Source organism: Microbacterium sp. C-MGS6, from assembly GCF_058140415.1.
Genome location: NZ_CM176934.1, coordinates 2,464,799 through 2,483,092 on the forward strand (window position 1 = coordinate 2,464,799; position 18,294 = coordinate 2,483,092).

General features: G+C 68.9%; 15 protein-coding genes. 5 read left to right on the forward strand and 10 right to left on the reverse strand.

From position 1 onward, the window contains the following. Positions 1 to 4 precede the first annotated feature (4 nt). From AC3B5L_RS12120 to AC3B5L_RS12130, 3 genes are all read right to left on the reverse strand, one after another. On the reverse strand, positions 5 to 664 hold the full coding sequence (locus AC3B5L_RS12120) for a methionine ABC transporter permease (RefSeq protein ID WP_187661969.1): 660 nt from the start codon (positions 662 to 664) through the stop codon (positions 5 to 7). Beyond that, positions 664 to 1,707, reverse strand: coding sequence for a methionine ABC transporter ATP-binding protein (locus tag AC3B5L_RS12125; RefSeq protein ID WP_259954589.1), 1,044 nt, complete (start codon positions 1,705 to 1,707; stop codon positions 664 to 666). Before AC3B5L_RS12125 ends, AC3B5L_RS12120 begins: the two co-directional genes overlap by 1 nt. Before the next feature lie 98 nt (positions 1,708 to 1,805). Continuing rightward, complete coding sequence (locus AC3B5L_RS12130) at positions 1,806 to 2,711, reverse strand: MetQ/NlpA family ABC transporter substrate-binding protein (RefSeq protein WP_187661971.1); 906 nt, start codon at positions 2,709 to 2,711, stop codon at positions 1,806 to 1,808. 264 nt (positions 2,712 to 2,975) lie between these two features. Here AC3B5L_RS12130 and AC3B5L_RS12135 point away from each other — a divergent pair, with 264 nt between their 5' ends. After that, positions 2,976 to 3,614 (forward strand): hypothetical protein, encoded by a 639-nt coding sequence (locus AC3B5L_RS12135; RefSeq protein WP_259951517.1) that lies wholly within the window; start codon positions 2,976 to 2,978, stop codon positions 3,612 to 3,614. 110 nt (positions 3,615 to 3,724) lie between these two features. On the opposite strand, the gene AC3B5L_RS12140 is transcribed toward AC3B5L_RS12135, so the two are convergent. Genes AC3B5L_RS12140 through AC3B5L_RS12150 form a run of 3 tightly spaced genes read right to left on the reverse strand, consistent with a single transcriptional unit; the run spans position 3,725 to position 8,278 of the window. Further along, complete coding sequence (locus AC3B5L_RS12140; RefSeq protein WP_259951516.1) at positions 3,725 to 5,503, reverse strand: Na+/H+ antiporter; 1,779 nt, start codon at positions 5,501 to 5,503, stop codon at positions 3,725 to 3,727. Between the two features lie 39 nt (positions 5,504 to 5,542). Continuing rightward, positions 5,543 to 7,459 carry an ABC-F family ATP-binding cassette domain-containing protein gene (locus tag AC3B5L_RS12145; RefSeq protein WP_490095805.1) on the reverse strand — a complete coding sequence of 639 codons (1,917 nt, stop codon included), beginning with the start codon at positions 7,457 to 7,459 and terminating at the stop codon, positions 5,543 to 5,545. Positions 7,460 to 7,501: 42 nt separating this feature from the next. Next, on the reverse strand, positions 7,502 to 8,278 hold the full coding sequence (locus tag AC3B5L_RS12150; RefSeq protein ID WP_259951514.1) for an alpha/beta fold hydrolase: 777 nt from the start codon (positions 8,276 to 8,278) through the stop codon (positions 7,502 to 7,504). Positions 8,279 to 8,368: 90 nt separating this feature from the next. Here AC3B5L_RS12150 and AC3B5L_RS12155 point away from each other — a divergent pair, with 90 nt between their 5' ends. The 3 genes from AC3B5L_RS12155 to AC3B5L_RS12165 all read left to right on the forward strand — a co-directional run bounded on the left by AC3B5L_RS12155 (position 8,369) and on the right by AC3B5L_RS12165 (position 11,156). Then, positions 8,369 to 9,319, forward strand: a complete 951-nt coding sequence (locus tag AC3B5L_RS12155; RefSeq protein ID WP_490095806.1) for a DUF222 domain-containing protein — start codon at positions 8,369 to 8,371, stop codon at positions 9,317 to 9,319. Positions 9,320 to 9,325: 6 nt separating this feature from the next. Beyond that, on the forward strand, positions 9,326 to 9,712 hold the full coding sequence (locus AC3B5L_RS12160; protein WP_490095807.1) for an HNH endonuclease signature motif containing protein: 387 nt from the start codon (positions 9,326 to 9,328) through the stop codon (positions 9,710 to 9,712). A gap of 235 nt (positions 9,713 to 9,947) precedes the next feature. Further along, positions 9,948 to 11,156 (forward strand): Cmx/CmrA family chloramphenicol efflux MFS transporter, encoded by a 1,209-nt coding sequence (locus AC3B5L_RS12165; RefSeq protein ID WP_490095808.1) that lies wholly within the window; start codon positions 9,948 to 9,950, stop codon positions 11,154 to 11,156. 108 nt (positions 11,157 to 11,264) lie between these two features. Here AC3B5L_RS12165 and AC3B5L_RS12170 read toward each other — a convergent pair whose 3' ends face one another. The 4 genes from AC3B5L_RS12170 to AC3B5L_RS12185 all read right to left on the reverse strand — a co-directional run bounded on the left by AC3B5L_RS12170 (position 11,265) and on the right by AC3B5L_RS12185 (position 16,500). Further along, positions 11,265 to 12,386 carry a substrate-binding domain-containing protein gene (locus AC3B5L_RS12170; protein ID WP_187661978.1) on the reverse strand — a complete coding sequence of 374 codons (1,122 nt, stop codon included), beginning with the start codon at positions 12,384 to 12,386 and terminating at the stop codon, positions 11,265 to 11,267. Between the two features lie 62 nt (positions 12,387 to 12,448). After that, positions 12,449 to 13,816, reverse strand: coding sequence for a multiple monosaccharide ABC transporter permease (gene mmsB, locus AC3B5L_RS12175; protein ID WP_187661979.1), 1,368 nt, complete (start codon positions 13,814 to 13,816; stop codon positions 12,449 to 12,451). Then, positions 13,813 to 15,426: a multiple monosaccharide ABC transporter ATP-binding protein gene (gene mmsA, locus AC3B5L_RS12180; RefSeq protein WP_410505918.1), complete on the reverse strand. Its 1,614-nt coding sequence runs from the start codon at positions 15,424 to 15,426 to the stop codon at positions 13,813 to 13,815. Before mmsA ends, mmsB begins: the two co-directional genes overlap by 4 nt. Positions 15,427 to 15,486: 60 nt before the next feature. Further along, on the reverse strand, positions 15,487 to 16,500 hold the full coding sequence (locus AC3B5L_RS12185) for a LacI family DNA-binding transcriptional regulator (RefSeq protein ID WP_187661980.1): 1,014 nt from the start codon (positions 16,498 to 16,500) through the stop codon (positions 15,487 to 15,489). A gap of 167 nt (positions 16,501 to 16,667) precedes the next feature. Between AC3B5L_RS12185 and AC3B5L_RS12190 the strand changes: the two genes are divergently transcribed. Next, entirely contained in the window at positions 16,668 to 18,152 is a 1,485-nt protein-coding gene (locus tag AC3B5L_RS12190; protein WP_259951511.1) for an amidohydrolase family protein, read from the forward strand. The last annotated feature ends 142 nt before the right edge of the window (positions 18,153 to 18,294 follow it).

An 18,294-nucleotide genomic window follows, 5' to 3' on the forward strand; every position in this document is an offset into this window, starting at 1 on the left:
GGCCTCAGCGGCGCATGACCTTCCGCGCGAGCCGGGTGCCGAGCGTCTGAGCCACGTGCACGAACACGACGATGAGGAGCACAGCCGCCCACATCACGACAGGCTCGAACTGGCGTCGGCCGTACGTCAACGCAAAGTTTCCCAGCCCGCCTGCGCCGATGTAACCCGCCATCGCCGTCATATCGATAAGCGCCACGATCACGAATGTGTATCCCAGGATTAGCGGCCCAAGCGCCTCGGGGATCACCACCGTGAGGAGGGTTCGCCACGGTCCGGCTCCCATCGCGCGCGCGGCTTCGATGACTCCCGGCGAGACACCGACCAGATGCTGCTCGACGATCCGGCCGATGGCGAACATCGACGCCACCACCAGGGCGACGATGGCAGCGTTCGTGCCGATGCCGCTGCCCACGATGAATCGGGAGAACGGGATCAGGACCGTGATGAGGATCACGAAGGGGATCGGGCGGAAGAAGTTGATGAAGAGGTTCAGCACGGCGGAGATCGCTCTGTTCTGCAGCATGCCGCCCGGCCGTGTCAGGTACAGCCCCACTCCGATCAGGCCTCCCAACAGACCGCCCAGCACCAGCGTCAGCGACACCATGTAAAGCGTCTCGACGGCAGCCGTCCAGAACTCAGGACCCAACTCGATCAGACGATCCATCAGCGCACCTCCTCGCGGTCGATGTCCGTCACTTCGATGCGCTCCGAGATCCGTGCAAGCGTCGCGTCGATGCGAGCGTCGTCCCCGCGGATCGCGAGAGTCAAGTGGCCGAAGGCCCTACCGCGGATGTCGTTGATACCTCCGAAGACGAGCTCGAACTCCAGCCCGGCCTCCGCCAGCTCAAGGAGAACCTGCGCCTGGGACGGACCACCGTCACGGAAGGAGAACGTTACGAGTCGTCCCTGGTGCCGTTCACGCAGGACGGCGCGTTCGGACGGGGAGGGAACGCCCTTGACGACCGTACCGACGAATCGCTGCGACGCGGCATGCTGCGGGTTGGAGAAGACCTCGAACACGTCTCCCTGCTCGATCACTCGCCCGCGGTCCATGACGGCGACCCTGGTCGCGAGCGTCTGGATGACGTCCATCTCGTGGGTGATGACGACGATCGTGACGCCCTGCTCCTCATTGACGCGCTTGAGCAGGGAGAGGACCTCATGTGTCGTCTCCGGGTCCAGCGCACTGGTCGCTTCGTCGGCGAGGAGGATCGCCGGCCTGGTCGCGAGCGCCCGCGCGATCCCGACGCGCTGCTTCTGCCCTCCCGACAGGTGCTCGGGGTACGAGCGTGCCTTGTCGCTCAGCCCCACGAAAGACAGCATCTCGGTCACGCGCGCGTCGATGTCGGCCTTCGACCATCCCGCGAGCTTCAGCGGATACGCGATGTTGGCCCGCACGCTCTTCGATGAGAAGAGGTTGAACTGCTGGAAGATCATCCCGATTCCGCTTCGCACGCGCCGGAGCTCACGTTCGCTGAGTGCGGTGATCTCGACCTCGTCGACGGTGATGCGGCCCGCGGAGGCCGGCTCCAACGCGTTGATGAGCCGCACCAGGGTGGACTTCCCCGCACCCGAATAGCCGATGATTCCGAAGACATCTCCCTGCTCGATCTGCAGAGACACATCGTCGACGGCGGTGATCTGCGTGCCGGATGCGGACGGCGAGGGGTAGCTCTTCGACACGTGCTCGAGGGAGACGATCGGCATAGGTTCTCCGGTCTTGAGGGAGGAAAGGGCGGGGTCGGCCTGAAGACGACGAATCGGGCGACGCGTCCGCGTCGCCCGATTCTCTCAGGTGAACCTGATCAACCGTTCGCAGCGACGTCCTTCTGGACGTCCTTCAGCAGCGAGGCCAGCTCATCTGCCGGCGTCTGCAGAGTGACACCGGTTCCTCCGGACGACTTCGCCAGCCCCTCCTGCACAGCTTCGTCGGTCTGGAAGATCTCGACGAGCTTGAGGTATGTCTCATTGTCGACGTCCTCGGCGCGAGACGCGAAGATGTTCACATACTGGAGCGCGCTCGGGTCCTCGGGGTCGTCGGTGAAGAGCGCATCGTCGAACGAGAGGCCCGCATCCTCGACGAAGTCGTTGTTGATGACGGCCGCAGCCACGTCGGGCAGAGCCTCCGGGGTGAGAGCAGCCTCCAGCGCGGTGACCTTGACCGACGACTTGCTCTCGTCCACATCTGCGAGATCAGAGAAAGCCGTGCCGCCGTCCTTAAGCTCGACGAGGCCAGCGGCCTGAAGCACGAGAAGCGCGCGGGCCTGGTTGGAGGCGTCGTCGGGAACCGCGACGGTCTCCCCCTCAGGAATGTCCTTCACCGAGTCGTACTTCGTCGAGTAGAGACCGAGCGGGTAGATCTGCGTCGAACCGATCGCCGCGAGGTCATCCCCCGAGGCCTCGTTGTACTGCGCCAGGTACACGACGTGCTGGAACTGATTGAGGTCGATCTCCCCCTCGCTCAGCGCCGGGTTGGGCAGCTCGTACGAGCCGAAGTCGACGAGTTCGACCGTGATGCCGGCGTCAGCCGCCGCATCCACGAAAGCGGGCCACTGCGGGTCGCTCTCGCCGACCACGCCGATCTTGACGGTCTCGTTCTCGGAACCGCCGTCGCCGGACCCCGCGTCGGACGAGGTGGCGCACCCGGCAAGGGCGACGAACAGCGGGACCGCGGCGAGCGCGGCGAGGGCGGAGGTGGTGCGGCGGGACATGATGAGGGGTTCCTTCCTGGCGGGACTCGACAACGTTAGGCAGGAGGCCGCGTTGTCGCGGAATCGGGATGTCACACGGCGTCATAGCCGCGTGGCACCCTCGGTTGCTGGGGTACGTGGAGCCCGCGGTGGCGCATTCCCCACGGCACCGGATCGCGTAAGACAAGGAAACAGTCTTCGCCAGAATTCGGTGCACGTGCTGGGCTCGACGCGCTCATCCGAGCGAAGGCGCCGTCTGGCGCCACAGCAACGACCGGAGAAATCATGAACAGACATCAGAAGGCCGGACTCGCGGTCGCCGCAGCCGCGGCACTTTCCCTCTCCCTCACGTCAGCCGCGTATGCGGCTACCGAAGAGAAGCCTTCGTATGCGTCATCCACGATCGTCGTGTCAGACGTACGAACTGGAGAGATCGTCTACCAGCAGACAGAGCAGATACCGGTTGAGGAGGGCAGCACTACCGCCACCATAGAGACGCGAGTTCCTTCTCCTCCCGTCCCGAGCGCGCCCGTAATCCCCGGTGTCGTGGCTCCACGCTCCTCGGTGGGCGGCAACCACGACAACGGATCGGTCAAGTCGTCCATCACGATTACCTACAGCCTGAACAGCAAAGGCGATCAGATCCGGACAGAGAAGGTCACCGGTCGATGGACGCCAGATCCCGGGTTCGCCCTCCAGGGTCGAAAGGTAGAGATTTACAGCGGCGGAGGCTCACCGTCCATCATCAAGAAGGCCCCCACGACGAATACCTACAGTTACAACACGGGGTGGGGCTTCCAGACCAAGCCGCCGCAGAACTCGCTCACCTCTCCCCGGGTGCTCGCCGAGGTGAAGTTCAAGCTCTCGGGAACCGGGAGCGCATGGTTGAAGCTGACGCACTGGGTGGATCTTTCAGGCGTGTAGCCGTTGCTACCGGAGCGGGACCGGGCGCAAGCGTGCGCCCGGTCCCGCTTCGCAAGTCCTGTCTGATCGGGACGGGAACGACGAAACCGCATAGCCGCGTGCGAGGCGGGTCAGTCGAGCTCTTCGATGCCCTGCAGACGCACCTGCTCCAGGTCGAGACGGGCGGAGATCCGGCGGACCACCATGTCGTCCACGGTGCCGGCGCCGCGGAGCCCGAGCAGGACCTCGCGCTTGCGGTCGAGCAGCGCGAGCTTGAGCCGGGTGTGCTCCTCGTGTCGCACGAGCGGTGACCGCTGGGCGAGGTCGACGTCGGCGGAGGTCGCGATCATCTGCAGCGTCGTGCCGTCGGTCGCCTCGGGGTCGGGGGCGGTCCCGGCCGACACCGCGACGTCACCCGCGTCCTCGTCCTCGCGGCTGCGCGCATCTCCCCCGGTGCCGTAGGGATCGGGCTCGCCGAGCATCTCGTCCAGCGCCTCGGCCTCGGCGTCGATGAGCGCCTGCTCCCGCGCGAGCGTCCGGGCGTTCGCGAACTCCAGCGCCTGGTACCCCTCGGCACGCACCCGATCGCGCACCTCCTGGCCGATGCCGTGCTCGGCGGCGAGGTCGTCGAGCGCGGCCAGGGCCGCTCCGGAGATCGCGCGCTCGGCGAGCTCGTACTCCTCGTCCTCGGCATGGTCGACCGGGAATCGCGCCCAGCGCACGAGCGCGGGGAGGAGAGGCGCCTGCACGAGGAGGCTGAGCAGGATCACGCCGGCGGTGACGAAGACGATCTCGTCACGGCCGCCCACGACGCTCCCCTCGGAGACGCCGGTCGGCACCGACAGTGCGATCGCCAGCGACACCGCTCCGCGCATGCCGGCGACCGTGGACACGAGTCGGGCGCGGGAGCGGGCGCCGCGCGGCGGGCGTTCGGCCGGGCGACGCTGGAACAGCACGTTGAGGAGCTGGAACACGTACCGGACGGCGAAGAGCGTCGCCCACACGGCGAGCGTCACGAGCACCAGGCGGCCGATGGCGGCGGCGGAGATCTCGTGCGCGACGAACTGCACCTCGAGGCCGATGAGCACGAACAGCGCCCCGTTCAGGAGGAAGACGCCGAACGGCCAGGCCGCGTCGGCCTGTCGGCGCGAGGCCGCCGTCGTCACGCGCGGCGACACCCAGGCGACGATCAGTCCGGCGACGACCACGGCGAGCACGCCCGACGCGTGGACGAGCTCGGCGATGAGGAACGCGGAGAACGGCACGAGCAGCAGCGTGACGTTGATGACGATGGTGGAGGAGATGCGGCGCAGCAGCAGCGTGGCCAGGGCCGCGACCACGATCCCCGCGGCGATCCCGCCCACGTACGACACCAGAACGTCCCAGGTGACCGAGAGCGGCGTGACCTGGCCGCCCAGCGCGAGGGACACGGCGATGGCGTAGAGCACGAGCGCGGTGCCGTCGTTGGTCAGGCTCTCGGCCTTGAGCTTCATGAACATCCGACGCGGCAGCAGCCGACCGAGGGCCGCGACGGCCGTGGCATCGGGCGGTGCGACCGCAGCACCCAGGATGAGCGCGATCTCCCAGGGCATGCCGAACAGCACGCCGATGCCGGCCACCGCGAACGCGGAGGCGACGACGAGGAGCGTGCTCATCGGCACGATGTAGCGGAAGTCGCGGCGGATCGACCGCAGCGACGTGGTCAGGCTCTCCCAGAACAGCATCACCGGCAGGAACAGCAGCAGCACGGTCTCCGGCGGCAGCTGGACCTCACGCAGCGGCGGGATGAATCCCAGCGCCAGACCGAGGATGACGAGGACGAGCGGCAGCGCGAGACGCACGCGCGGGGCGATCAGGGTTCCGACGAGGATCGTGAGTCCGAGCAGGACGGTTACTTCGAGGCCTTCCATCGCTACTCCCAACAGTCGTGGGAGAAGGATATTCCTCCGTCAGCCGATCTGCTCCGTGAGTTCGAACCAGCGCAGCTCCAGCTCTTCGATCTCGGCCTCCTGCGCGGTGATCGCCTTCATCCGCTCGCCGAGGCCCGCGTAGTCGGACTGGTCATGGTCGGCGAGGGCGTGCTTGGCCGCGTCGACCTGCTGCGTGAGCTTCTGGATGCGACGCTCGAGGGCGGCCGCTTCCTTCTGCGCCGCCCGGAGAGCCGCGCCGTCGAGACCGCTCGCTGCGGGGGCCGACGCCGCCGTCGAGGTCGCCGGGGCGCTCTCGACGCGCTGCCGCAGGCGCAGGTACTCGTCGACGCCGCCGGGGAGATGCCGCAGGCGCCCCGCGCCGTCCGGCCCCGGGAGGATCGCGTACTGCTGGTCCGTCACCCGCTCCAGGAAGTACCGGTCGTGGCTGACGACGAGGAGCGTGCCCGACCAGGAGTCGAGGAGGTCCTCGATGGCGGCGAGCATGTCGGTGTCCATGTCGTTCGTGGGCTCGTCGAGGATGAGCACGTTCGGCTGGTCGAGCAGCACGAGCAGCAGCTGCAACCGACGCTGCTGTCCGCCCGAGAGGTCCTTCACCGGCGTCGAGAGCTGGGCGGAGGAGAACCCGAGTCGCTCCAGGAGCTGTCCGGGCGTGAGGTCCTGCGCCTTCGACCCGGCGCCGAGCGTGTACGAGGTGCGCAGACCCGAGATGACCACGCGCACGGGGTCGTTCCAGTGCGGCAGGAGTTCGTCGAGGCGCTGCGTGAGCGTACGGACCTGCACGGTCTTCCCGCGCTTGATCCGCCCCTCGGTGGGCTCGACCGTGCCGGAGATGAGCCCGAGGAGGGTGGATTTCCCGGCACCGTTCACACCGAGGATGCCCGTGCGCTCGCCCGGGGCGATCCGCCACTCCACGTCCTTCAGCACGGTCTTCCCGCCGGTCCCTGAGCCCGCCTGGGTCCCTGAGCCCGCCTGGGTCCCTGAGCCTCCCTGGGTCCCTGAGCCTCCCTGGGTCCCTGAGCCTCCCTGGGTCCCTGAGCTTGTCGAAGGGTACGTCACCCCCACATCGAGCAGGTCGACGACGTCCTTGCCCAGCCGCGAGACGGCGAGCGACTGCAGCGAGACCTTGTCGCGGATCTCGGGCACGTCGGCGATGAGCTCGTTGGCGGCGTCGATGCGGAACTTCGGCTTGCTGGTGCGGGCCGGGGCACCGCGGCGCAGCCAGGCGAGCTCCTTGCGGGCGAGGTTCTGCCGCTTCGCCTCTGTCGCCGCCGCCATGCGGTCGCGCTCGACCCGCTGCAGGATGTAGGCCGCGTAGCCGCCCTCGAAGGGCTCGACGATGCGGTCGTGCACCTCCCACGTCTCGGTGCAGATCTCGTCGAGGAACCACCGGTCGTGGGTCACGACGAGGAGGGCTCCGGCGTTCGCGGGCCAGCGCTTCTTGAGGTGCCCGGCGAGCCACGTGATCGCCTCGACGTCGAGGTGGTTCGTCGGCTCATCGAGCGCGATGACGTCCCAGTCGCCCGTGAGCAGTTTCGCGAGGGACACACGGCGGCGCTGCCCGCCGGAGAGGGAGCCGATCTGCGCGTCCCACGGCAGATCCGTCAGCAGCCCCTCGATCACATCGCGGACGCGGGCGTCTCCGGCCCATTCGTGCTCGGCCATGTCGCCGACCACGGCGGCGGCGATCGTGATGTCGTCGGGGAGCGTGTCGGCCTGGTCGAGGACGCCGATGCGGGTGCCGCCGCGCACGGTCACGCGCCCGGAGTCCGGTTCCTTCCGGCCGGCGAGCATGGCGAGAAGGCTGGACTTGCCGTCGCCGTTGCGGCCGACGATGCCGATGCGGTCGCCCTCCTCGATGCCGAGGGTCACGGCGTCGAAGACGACGCGGGTCGGGTATTCGAGGTGCAGGGCTTCGGCCCCGAGAAGATGTGCCATGTCCTCTCCAGGGTAGTCGCGCCGCGTCGGGCGGTCGCCCGGTCAGACGAGCGAGGGGGCGAAGAGCTCCGGCAGCGCGGCGGTGAAGACCTCGAAGTGGCTGTACCAGACGGTGTGGGCGGCGCCGGGGATGCTGCGCACCGTCACCCCGCCGTGCTCGAACCGTCGCGCGTCCTCATCGGTCACCCAGGCGCTGGGTTCCGCACGCACGACGATGGAGCCGGGGGCGGCGGTCCAATGGCCGTCCTCCCCGCAGGAGACGGAGGCCGCCGTCGGCGGGTCGAACCGCTCGGCCGCCCGCGCCTCGACCGTGGCGTCGTCGACGGAGTAGAAGGGACGGAGGCGGCGGAGGTCGGCGGGCGACATCCGCTCGCGGCGGTCATGCTCGTACTGCGACACGAGCACGGCACGATCCTGGCCGCCCTGCAGGGCGAGCGGCGCGTCGACGTAGACCGCGAGGCCCGGGTCGAGGCGGGGCGCGGCGGCGGCGAGCACCGTGGCTCCGAAGGAGTGCCCCACGGCGACGGCGAGGGTGGAGCAGGCGCGGCCCCCCGGGGTGCCCTCGGCATCGCAGCCGGCCGCGACCTGCGCCAGAGTCTCGACGACGGCATCGGCCGCCGACTCGATCGTGAGCTCCGGGTCACGCGGCGAGAGGCCGTGGCCGGGCAGATCGAGCGCCAGCACGCGGAAGCCGCGTTCCACGAGCAGCGGGACCACGCGGTGCCAGCTCTCGGCGGACCCCATCATGCCGTGCAGCAGCACGGCGACGCGGTCGCCCTCCCCGGCTTCGATGACGTTCAGGAGCACGGAGCCAGTCAACCACGGTCGTTATCCTTTCGTGATACGACTTTCGGCCAGATTCCTTCGAACCTTCGTTCGAATGTCAGTGGTCGGTGATGGACTGACGTCATGCCCGCACTGCTCGACGCGACCGACTCCCAGATGGCGATGCTCGCCGATCTGGTGGAGGGGCTGGAAGCGGCCGAGAAGACGCTGAGCAGCATGCAGGCCGCGCGGGATGGTCTCCTGGCGATGGCGGGGCGGCTTGCGGTCGACATCGCTCGGCAGGCGCGTCATCCGGACGGCGGCGACATGGCGATCCGCACGGTCGCCGCGGAGATCGGGGCCGCACAGCGCGTCAGCGACCGCACGATCGAACGGCGGATGTCCGAGGCGTCCTGGCTGGTCGAGCGGTTCCCCACCGTCTGGGAGGCCCAAGGCGCCGGACGGATCAGCGCCGCGCACGCGCGGCTGATCGTGGAGGCGGGCGCTCATCTCGATGACCTGGACGACCGCTCGCGTTTCGCGACGGAGGCGGTCGAGGTGGCCGCTGCGGAGTCTCCGAACCGGATACGCCGGCTCGTGCGCCGACTGGCCGACCGGTTCGAGGAGCGGACGCTCGTCGAGCGACACCGCGACGCCAGTGAGCTGCGCCGCGTGTGGGTGACCGACCTCGAGGATGGCATGGCCGAACTCGGTGCGCGCGGCCCTGCGGCCCTCGTGCACGGCATGTTCGACCGGCTCTCCCAGATGGCGCATGCCGTGCGGGAGGAGAACGCGCGAGCACACCGTCGGGAGGCGGAGGAGAGCATCCCCGACGACAGGACCGTGGATCAGCTGCGCGCGGACCTGCTCGCCGACCTCGTCCTGACGGGCGCTCCGGCGGGACATGACTCGGAAGAAGGACTGCTCTCGGAACTTCGAGCGCGCGTCGAGGTCACCGTGCCGGTGCTGACCCTGATGCACGGCGAGCAGGAAGGGGCCACGGGCGGCACTCCGATCCTCGCCGCCGAGCTCGACGGGGTGATCCCGATCGATCCGGCCACGGCCCGCCGACTGGCCGGCGCAGCGAGCGGATGAGACCGGGTGCTCACCCACCCGTTCAGCGGGGCGCTGCTGGCCGTCGACCGGTATCGCCCGAGCGAAGACCTCCGCCGGCACCTGCGGGCCCGCGATCAACGCTGCCGCTTCCCCGGCTGCGGCCTCGCGCCCCGGAAGTGCGACCTCGATCACAATCACGATGCGGCGCTCGGCGGAGAGACCGTGCACGACAACCTCGCGACCTTCTGTCGACGACATCACATGCTCAAACACCACTCTCCGTGGCACGTCGAGCAGGGGCCGGGCGGCGTTCTGGAGTGGACGAGCCCCACCGGCCGGAGCTACATCGACCGACCGCCGCCTCCGCACACCGTGACCTTCGCCGAGGATCCCCCGTGGTCTTCGCCCGACGCCAGGACCACCGCCGGCTGATCACGCAGGCACACCGATCGCGCCTGCACACCGATCACGCAGGCACGCCGATCAGCCGTAGGGTGGAGGGCATGTCGAGTCCCGAATCAGACAGGTCGGGGGCTGCCGGTCACACCGTCAGCCCCGTGAACCGCTGATCCCTTCGTCCGCCCTGTCGGCGGGCGCGCGCCGGTGACCCGGGCGCTGACCGTGGTGACGAGAAGCCCTCCACTTCCCTCTCACCTCGGAGCACTCGATGCCTTTCCCCCTCTATGCGCTTGCCCTGGCGGTCTTCGTCATGGGCACCTCGGAGTTCATGCTCGCTGGACTCCTGCCCGCGATCGCGGACGACCTCCACGTCCCGGTCGGCACGACCGGTCTCCTCACCTCGGCCTTCGCCGTCGGCATGGTCGTGGGCGCGCCCGCCATGGCCGCGTTCGCGCGCGAGTGGCCGCCGCGTCGCACGCTCATCGCCTGCCTGGCGCTCTTCGCCGCGTGCCATGTCGTCGGCGCGGTGACGTCTGCCTTCGAGCTCCTCCTCGTCATGCGCGTGCTCAGCGCCCTCGCGAACGCGGGGTTCCTCGCCGTCGCTCTCCGTACGGTGACTCTCCTCGTCCCCCGCGAACGCACGGGACGCGCCCTCGCGGTGGTGCTCTCGGGGACGACCATCGCCACCGTCGTCGGCGTCCCTGCGGGGGCGGTGCTCGGCAGCGCATCGAGCTGGCGGGCCACCTTCGCCGCCGTCGCGCTGCTCTGTCTCCCCGCACTCCTCGGGATCCTCCGTGGAGTGCCGACGACGATCCGGGGCGCGACGCCGGCGCAGCCCCGGTCGACATCCGGAGCAGCCCCGGCGCCGGCGCATCCCGCCAGGAAGGCACCGTCCCTGCGCGCGGAAATCGCCCTCCTGGTGACACCGCCTCTCGCCCTCGCGATGATCCTGGCGGCGCTGGTGAACGCGGGGACCTTCGCGGTCTTCACGTTCCTGGCGCCGATCGTCACCGAGATCGCCGGTCTGCCCGACGCTGCGGTCTCGGTCGCGCTCGTCTTGTTCGGTCTCGGCTCGTTCCTCGGCGTGACCATCGCCGGTCGATACGCTGATCGGCACTCGGGCGCGTTGCTCGCCGTCGGTGGAGCGCTGCTCCTGGGCGGCTGGATCGTCCTGGCGACGGTCGCGGATCAGCCGGTCGCGCTGCTGGTTCTCGTCTTCGTGCAGGGCATGGCCTCGTTCGGCGTGGGAAGCACCTTGATCACCCGCGTCCTGTACGCCGCCTCCGCCGCCCCGACGATGGGAGGGTCCTACGCGACCGCCGCCCTGAACCTCGGTGCCGTGATCGGTCCGGCCTGGGGCGGCTGGACGCTCGCCAGCGGAGCCGGTCCGCTCTCCCCCGTCGCGGTCGCCGTGACCCTGTCGGCCTGTGCCCTCCTTCTTGCCCTGATCACGCGAAGAAGGCACTCCGGCAGCTGACGCCACGAGGCTGAGCCCTGACAACGGCGACGAGCCGCCCGGACCCGAAGGTCCGGACGGCTCGTCGTGCCCGACGTTCGCGGGGAACGAGGACGGTCTCGCTTCTGCTTACTCGTACGACTTCACGATCTCGAGGAGGCTCGGAACGTTGGCGTACGCCTCGGCCGCGTTCTCCTTGGTCACGATGACCGGCGGGAGCAGGTAGGCCGGGACGACCTTCTTGCCGTTGTCGTACTGGTCGGTGTCGTTGACGTCGACCTCGTCGCCCTTCTGGAGCTGACCGACCATCTTGATGGCCTGCTCCACGAGCAGCGTGGTGTCCTTGTTGATCGTAGAGTACTGCACGCCCTCCATGATCGACTTCACCGACTCGACCTCGGAGTCCTGACCGGTTACCACCGGGACGGGCTTGCCTGCCTGCTGCGCCGAGGTGATGATGGCGCGGGCGAGGGTGTCGTTCGGGGACAGGACGCCGTCGAGCGTCTCCGAGCCGTAGCTCGACGTGAGGATCGAGTCCATGCGACGCTGTGCGTTCTCCGGCTTCCAGCCCTCGGTCGCCGTCTGGGAGATCTCGGTCTGCCCGGAGACGACGTTCAGCGTGCCGTCGTCGATCTTCGGCTGCAGCACCTCCATCGCCCCGTTGAAGAACACCGCCGAGTTGGCGTCGTCCGGCGAGCCCGAGAACAGCTCGATGTTGTACGGCGCCTCGTGTCCCGCGCGCTCGGCGAGGCCGTCGAGCAGCGCCTGGCCCTGGAGCTTGCCGACCTCGAAGTTGTCGAAGGCGACGTAGTAGTCCACGGCGTCGGTGTTCTCGATGAGACGGTCGTAGGCGATGACCGCGACACCCGCGTCGCGGGCGGCCTCCACCTGCGTGGTGAGCTGCTTGCCGTCCTTGGCACCGATGATGATGACCTTGGCGCCACCGGTGACCATCGCCTGGATCTGGTTCTGCTGCTCGGCGACCGTGTTGCTGGCGGGCGCGTACTGCACGTCCGCCTTGAAACCGGCCTTCTCCAGGCCGTCGGTGAACAGCTGACCGGCCAGGACCCAGTTCTCCGAGGTCTTGTCGGGCAGAGCGACACCGATCGTGGAGCCGGCGTCGAAGCCCGAGGCGGTCTCCTCGCCCGACCCCGAACCCGAGTCCCCACCGCCGCGCTCCGAGGAGCAGCCGGTGAGGGCGAATGCGCCCGCGACGACAAGCGCTGTCGCCGACAGAAGGATCTTCTTCATGTGATCTCTTTCTCTGGTGTGTGCAGGTCCCGCCGCGCCTGCGTTGCGCGACGTGGCCCTTACTATCCGCGCGTCTCCTCGACGGCGGGGGCTTCGTACTTCTGACTGGTGGGGTAGTTGGTCTTCGTGGGATCGAACGTGTCGGTGGCCGGGTCCTGCTTGCGGCCGAGACGGCGCGTGAGGAAGCCGGTGATCGACGGACGACCCTGCTGCTTGTTCCACACGTCGACGCCGACGGCGAACAGCAGCACGAGGCCCTTGATCATCGAGACCACGTCGGCACCGGCGCCGAGCAGCGCGAGGCCGTTGTTCAGGAACGCCATCACCAGACCACCGATGATCGACCCGATCACCGTGCCGATGCCGCCGGAGACGGCCGCGCCGCCGATGAAGACGGAGGCGATCGCGTCGAGCTCCCAGCCGTTGCCGTCCTGCGGGCCCGAGGCGGTCGCCCTCGCGACGTAGATCATGCCGGCGAGCGAGGCCAGGACCGACATGTTCATCATCACGAAGAAGTCCACCCAACGGTCCTTCACGCCCGAGAGGCGCGCGGCCTGGCGGTTGCCGCCGACCGCGTAGATGTGGCGGCCGAAGACGGTGTTGTTCGTGATGAACGAGTAGAGGATGACGAGGGCGAGGAGGATGACGCCCGAGATCGGGAAGCTCGTGCCCTCGCGCCCCGTGGCGAACAGCCAGCCGGCGATGAGGATGACGGCCGAGATGAGGACGACCTTCGTCACGCTCACCCAGATGGGCGCCATGTCGGAGCCCATCTTGCGCTGGATGCGCCGGGTGCGGATCTCCCAGAACACGATCCATGCGACGCCGGCGAGCGCCAGCAGCATGGTCGGGATGTTGAACGGCAGGGGCAGGGCGATCTCCGGCAGGTAGCCGGCACCGATGATCTTGAAGCCCTCCGGCACGGGCACGGACTGAGAGTCACCCACCGCCTGGTTCGCACCGCGGAAGAACAGCATGCCGGCCAGCGTCACGATGAACGCCGGCACCCCGACGTAGGCGACCCAGAATCCCTGCCAGGCGCCGACGAGCACGCCGACACCGAGACCGAGGAGGATGCCCAGCGGCCAGGGGAGGTTCCAGTCCTGCATGGCCTTCGCCACGACGATGCCCGTGAACGCGGCGACCGATCCGACCGAGAGGTCGATGTGTCCCATGATGATGACCATCACCATGCCGATCGCCAGGATCAGGATGTACGAGTACTGGTTGACGACGTTGATGAGGTTCCCGGAGGACAGCGTCAGTCCGGTGCCCTTGAAGATCCACGTCAGCACCTGGAAGACGACGAGGATGACGACGAGGCTGCCGAGGATGCCGAACTGACGGAGGGTCGACTGCCCTCCCCCGAACATCTTCGTGATGTCCTTGAAGTGGAAGCCGCGCTTCGCGGTGGTCGAGTCGGTGGTCATGCGGTTGCTTTCTGGGTCGCGGAGGTCATGCTGCGCATGAGGTCTTCGGGGGTCGCCTGGTCGGCCGGGATGCAGTCGGTGACCCGGCCTTCGAACACGGTGTAGATGCGGTCGGAGATGCCGAGCAGCTCGGGCAGCTCGCTGGAGATGACGATCACGCCCTTGCCCTGCGCGGCGAGCTCGTTGATGATCGCGTAGATCTCGTACTTGGCGCCGACGTCGATGCCGCGGGTGGGCTCGTCGAGGATCAGCAGGTCGGGGTCGGTGAACATCCACTTCGCCAGGACGACCTTCTGCTGGTTGCCGCCGGACAGCTTGCCGACGCCCTCCTCCACCGACGGGGTCTTGATGCGCAGCGCCTTGCGGTACCGCTCCGCCACCGAGAACTCCTCGCGGGAGTCGACGACGCCGTGGTGCGCGATCTTGGAGAGCTTCGCCGCGACGATGGACCGCTTGATGGTGTCGAGGAGGTTGAGGCCCAGCACCTTGCGGTCCTCGCTCACGTAGGCGAGCCCGTGCTTGATGGCGGCGGCGACGTCGGGGAGCTCGATCTCCTGTCCGTCCTTCACGATCGTGCCGGAGAGGAACGTGCCGTAGGAGCGGCCGAAGATGCTCATCGCCAGCTCGGTACGGCCGGCCCCCATGAGCCCGGCGATGCCGACGACCTCGCCACGACGGACGTTGATGCTCGACCCCTTCACGACCATGCGCTCCGGCACGGTCGGATGCTGGACCCACCAGTCCTTGACCTCGAAGAACACCTCGCCGATCTCCGGCGTGCGGTCCGGGTAGCGACTCTCCAGCGACCGGCCGACCATGCCGCGGATGATGCGGTCCTCGTTGATCTCGCCGCGGGAGATGTCGAGCGTCTCGACCGTACGGCCATCGCGGATGATCGTGATCTCGTCGGCGATCTGCTCGATCTCGTTGAGCTTGTGACTGATCATGATCGACGCGATGCCCTTGGCCTTGAGCCCGAGGATCAGGTCGAGGAGGTGCTGCGAGTCGTTCTCGTTGAGCGCCGCGGTCGGCTCGTCGAGGATGAGCAGCTTGACGTCCTTGTTGAGCGCCTTGGCGATCTCGATGAGCTGCTGCTTGCCGACGCCGAGCGTCTTGACCGGGACGTCAGGGTCCTCATCCAGCCCCACGCGGGCGAGGAGCTCGATCGTGCGCTCCTTCTGCGCCTGCCAGTCGATGCGCCCGAAGCGGCGGATCTCGTTGCCGAGGAAGATGTTCTCGGTGACCGAGAGCTCCGGGATGAGCGCGAGCTCCTGGTGGATGATGACGATGCCGGCCTGCTCGCTGGCAGCGATGTCCTTGAAGCGCTGCTCCTGGCCGTACAGGAGGATCTCGCCGTCGTAGGTCCCGTAGGGATATACCCCCGAGAGGACCTTCATCAGCGTCGACTTCCCGGCGCCGTTCTCGCCGCAGATCGCATGGATCTCACCGGCGCGGACGGTGATCGAGACGTCGGCGAGCGCCTTGACTCCCGGGAACTCCTTGGTGATGCGGCGCATCTCCAGGATCGGACCTGACACGGTCGGCAACGTTGCTGTGGTGCTCACGGATCTTCCTCGCGACGTGCGGTCACCTTCGATGTGACCGTTCACATCGGTATATCGTCGTCTTCCGCGGGAGCGGTGTCAAGTCCGCGGCGTGTTTTCGTGTCGCTACCGTGATGCAGCGGATTCGCGCGCCCGCAGAAGGGTCTGCAGAGGGCCGAACGCGGGGGGCTTCTCACCGCGGATCTCGGCGAGGAGGATGCGCACGGCGCGTCGGCCGAGCTCGGGGAAGTCCTGATGCACCGTGCTGAGCGTCGGCGCCACGTGCGCCGCGACCGGGATGTCGTCGAAGCCGATCACGCTCACGTCGTGCGGCACGCGCAGCCCGGCGTCGCGGAAGCCGTGGAGCAGCCCGATCGCCATGAGGTCGTTCGCCGCGAACACCGCCGTGAAGTCGCGCCGCAGCGAGAGCTCCTTGCCGGCGAAGTAGCCGAAGTCGGCCGTCCAGTCGCCGCGGATCGGTGGGAACGTGGAAAGGTCGGCGTCGCGGAGCGCATCGAGGTACCCGCGCATCCGGGACTCGGCCTCGATCCAGTCCTGCGGGCCGGCGAGATGGAGGATGTCGCTGTGGCCCAGAGCGATCAGGTGCTCCGTGGCCGCCTTCGCCCCCGCCACCTGGTCAGCCGAGAGGCTCACGCCGTCCGATCCCGAGGCCGTCTGCAGGGTCACGAACGGCATCGTGACGTTCATGCCGCGTAGGACATGGAAGACGCGCACCTGCGGCGCGAGCACCACGATGCCGTCGACCTGCTCGCGCTCGAGCTGGCGCACGGCGTTGCCGATCGCCTCCGGCGTGGTCGCGGGGAGATTGAGCGTGGAGACGGAGTACCCCTCCTCCCGCGCCGCGTCCTCGATGCCGGCGATGGACGACGTCGGTCCGAACTCGCCGATCGTCGCGGAGAGGATGCCGAGCATGTTCGACTTGCTCGTCACGAGCGCGCGGGCGGCGAGGTTGGGGCGGTAGTCGAGGACGGCGATCGCGTCGAGGACCTTCGCCTTGGTCTCCGGGCGGATGCTGGGGTGGTCGTTGAGCACCCGGGACACCGTCTGGTGGGAGACGCCGGCGAGGCGGGCGACGTCGCGGATGCTGGGCATGCGGGCACGCTCGGAGGAGGTGGACATCCAGCCTCCTCGCGTGTGCACGGTCACATGACTACTTCATTATGTCTGCCGACGATGCCCCGTGCACCTCGACGGGGCACCGGAGTTCGTGGGAGCGCACCGGAAGCACGCCCTGGTTTCGTCCGACGGCACGGGACGCGCCGCGCGGAGGGTGCGAGGGTGGCGGGGTGGACACCCTGGTACGCGGCGGGCGCGTGATCGACCCGATGACCGAGACGGACCGGACCGCCGACCTGCTGATCGCCGACGGGCGGGTGCGGGCCATCGGGCGGGATCTCGCCGCGCCCGTCGGCGCCGACGTGATCGAGGCGGACGGGGCGATCGTCGGCCCCGGCTTCGTCGACCTGCACAGCCACGTGCACTCGATCGCCGGTCAGCGGCTCCAGGCGATGGACGGCGTGACCACCGCACTCGACCTCGAGGCCGGGCTCATGCCGATCGCGGAGGCCTTCGCGCGCGCCGCCGCGGACGGACGCCCCCTGAACTACGGGTTCTCCGCCTCCTGGGCGCAGGCCCGCGCCCTCGCTCACCTCGGCCGCGTGCCCGTCGCCGACTTCACCGCGTCGATGGACCTACTCGGCCTCAGCGAGTGGCAGCGGTCCTCCTCCCCCGTCGAGCGTCGCCGCTGGCTGCGCCTCCTGGAGGCCGAGCTGTCCGCCGGAGCTCTCGGCATCGGCGTGCTGATGGGCTACGCCCCGCGATCCGACCCGGACGAGTACCTGGCCCTCGCCCGGATCGCCGCCGCCGCACACGCCCCGACCTTCACCCACGTCCGCGAACTGATCGAGGCCGATCCGCGGACCCCGATCGACGGGTCGGAGGAACTCGTCCGGGCTGCGGCCGAGACCGGCGCCGCCATGCACCACTGCCACGTGAACAGCACCTCGCTCCGCCACGTCGACCGGGTGCTCGCGCTCCTCGACCGCAGTCGGGCCGCCGGCTCCCGGGTGACCGTCGAGGCCTATCCGTACGGCGCGGGGAGCACAGCCATCGGGGCTTTCTTCCTCGCGCCGGAGAAGCTCCCCGGCCTCGGCATCACGCCGCAGTCGCTCCTCCTCGTGGAGACGGGCGAGCGGATCGCCGACGAGACCCGGCTGCGCGAGCTCCGCGCCTCCGATCCCGGCGCCACCTGCATCGTCACCTTCCTCGACGAGGCCGACCCCTTCGACCGCGCCCACCTCCACCGCGCGCTGGCCTACCCGGACGCGATCGTCGCGAGCGACGCCATGCCGGTGTCGTGGACGCAGCCCGACGGCTCCTCCGTGTACGAGCAGCGGGACTGGCCACTCCCGCCCGGTGGGCACACGCATCCGCGCACCGCCGGCACGTTCCTCAAGTCGCTGCGCCTGATGGTGCGGGAAAGCGGGGAGTGGAGCTGGCTGGAGGCCTTCCGCCGCTGCTCCACCCTCCCCGCCCGCGTGCTGGACGAGGTCGCCTCCGGGATGCGACGGAAGGGCCACCTGGGCGTGGGCGCCGACGCCGACCTGGTGATCCTCGACCCGGACGCCGTGACCGATCGCGCCAGCTACGCCGACCCGACCCGCCCATCCCGGGGCGTCCGGCACCTGCTCGTGCACGGCACGGCGGTGGTGCGGGACGGCGACATCGTGCCCGATGCCCTGCCGGGACGTGCCGTGCGCGGCGACGCCTGACGCCTCGAGCGCTGAGCTCTTCGTCCGGCGGCACCAAGGGCGGCGCACATCTCGTCGCCGGGCACCAACGACGAACCGGAACCCGCCAATAGTCTCGGCGCATCGCCGTCCCCCTCCGTGGCGACGGCCGACTCGACGAAGA

Coding starts and splice junctions, on each gene's coding strand:
- AC3B5L_RS12120 (WP_187661969.1), bottom strand. CDS start 664: ATGGATCGTCTGATCGAGTTGGGTCCTGAGTTCTGGACGGCTGCCGTC.
- AC3B5L_RS12125 (WP_259954589.1), bottom strand. CDS start 1,707: ATGCCGATCGTCTCCCTCGAGCACGTGTCGAAGAGCTACCCCTCGCCG.
- AC3B5L_RS12130 (WP_187661971.1), bottom strand. CDS start 2,711: ATGTCCCGCCGCACCACCTCCGCCCTCGCCGCGCTCGCCGCGGTCCCG.
- AC3B5L_RS12135 (WP_259951517.1), top strand. CDS start 2,976: ATGAACAGACATCAGAAGGCCGGACTCGCGGTCGCCGCAGCCGCGGCA.
- AC3B5L_RS12140 (WP_259951516.1), bottom strand. CDS start 5,503: ATGGAAGGCCTCGAAGTAACCGTCCTGCTCGGACTCACGATCCTCGTC.
- AC3B5L_RS12145 (WP_490095805.1), bottom strand. CDS start 7,459: ATGGCACATCTTCTCGGGGCCGAAGCCCTGCACCTCGAATACCCGACC.
- AC3B5L_RS12155 (WP_490095806.1), top strand. CDS start 8,369: ATGCCCGCACTGCTCGACGCGACCGACTCCCAGATGGCGATGCTCGCC.
- AC3B5L_RS12165 (WP_490095808.1), top strand. CDS start 9,948: ATGCCTTTCCCCCTCTATGCGCTTGCCCTGGCGGTCTTCGTCATGGGC.
- AC3B5L_RS12170 (WP_187661978.1), bottom strand. CDS start 12,386: ATGAAGAAGATCCTTCTGTCGGCGACAGCGCTTGTCGTCGCGGGCGCA.
- mmsB (WP_187661979.1), bottom strand. CDS start 13,816: ATGACCACCGACTCGACCACCGCGAAGCGCGGCTTCCACTTCAAGGAC.
- AC3B5L_RS12185 (WP_187661980.1), bottom strand. CDS start 16,500: ATGTCCACCTCCTCCGAGCGTGCCCGCATGCCCAGCATCCGCGACGTC.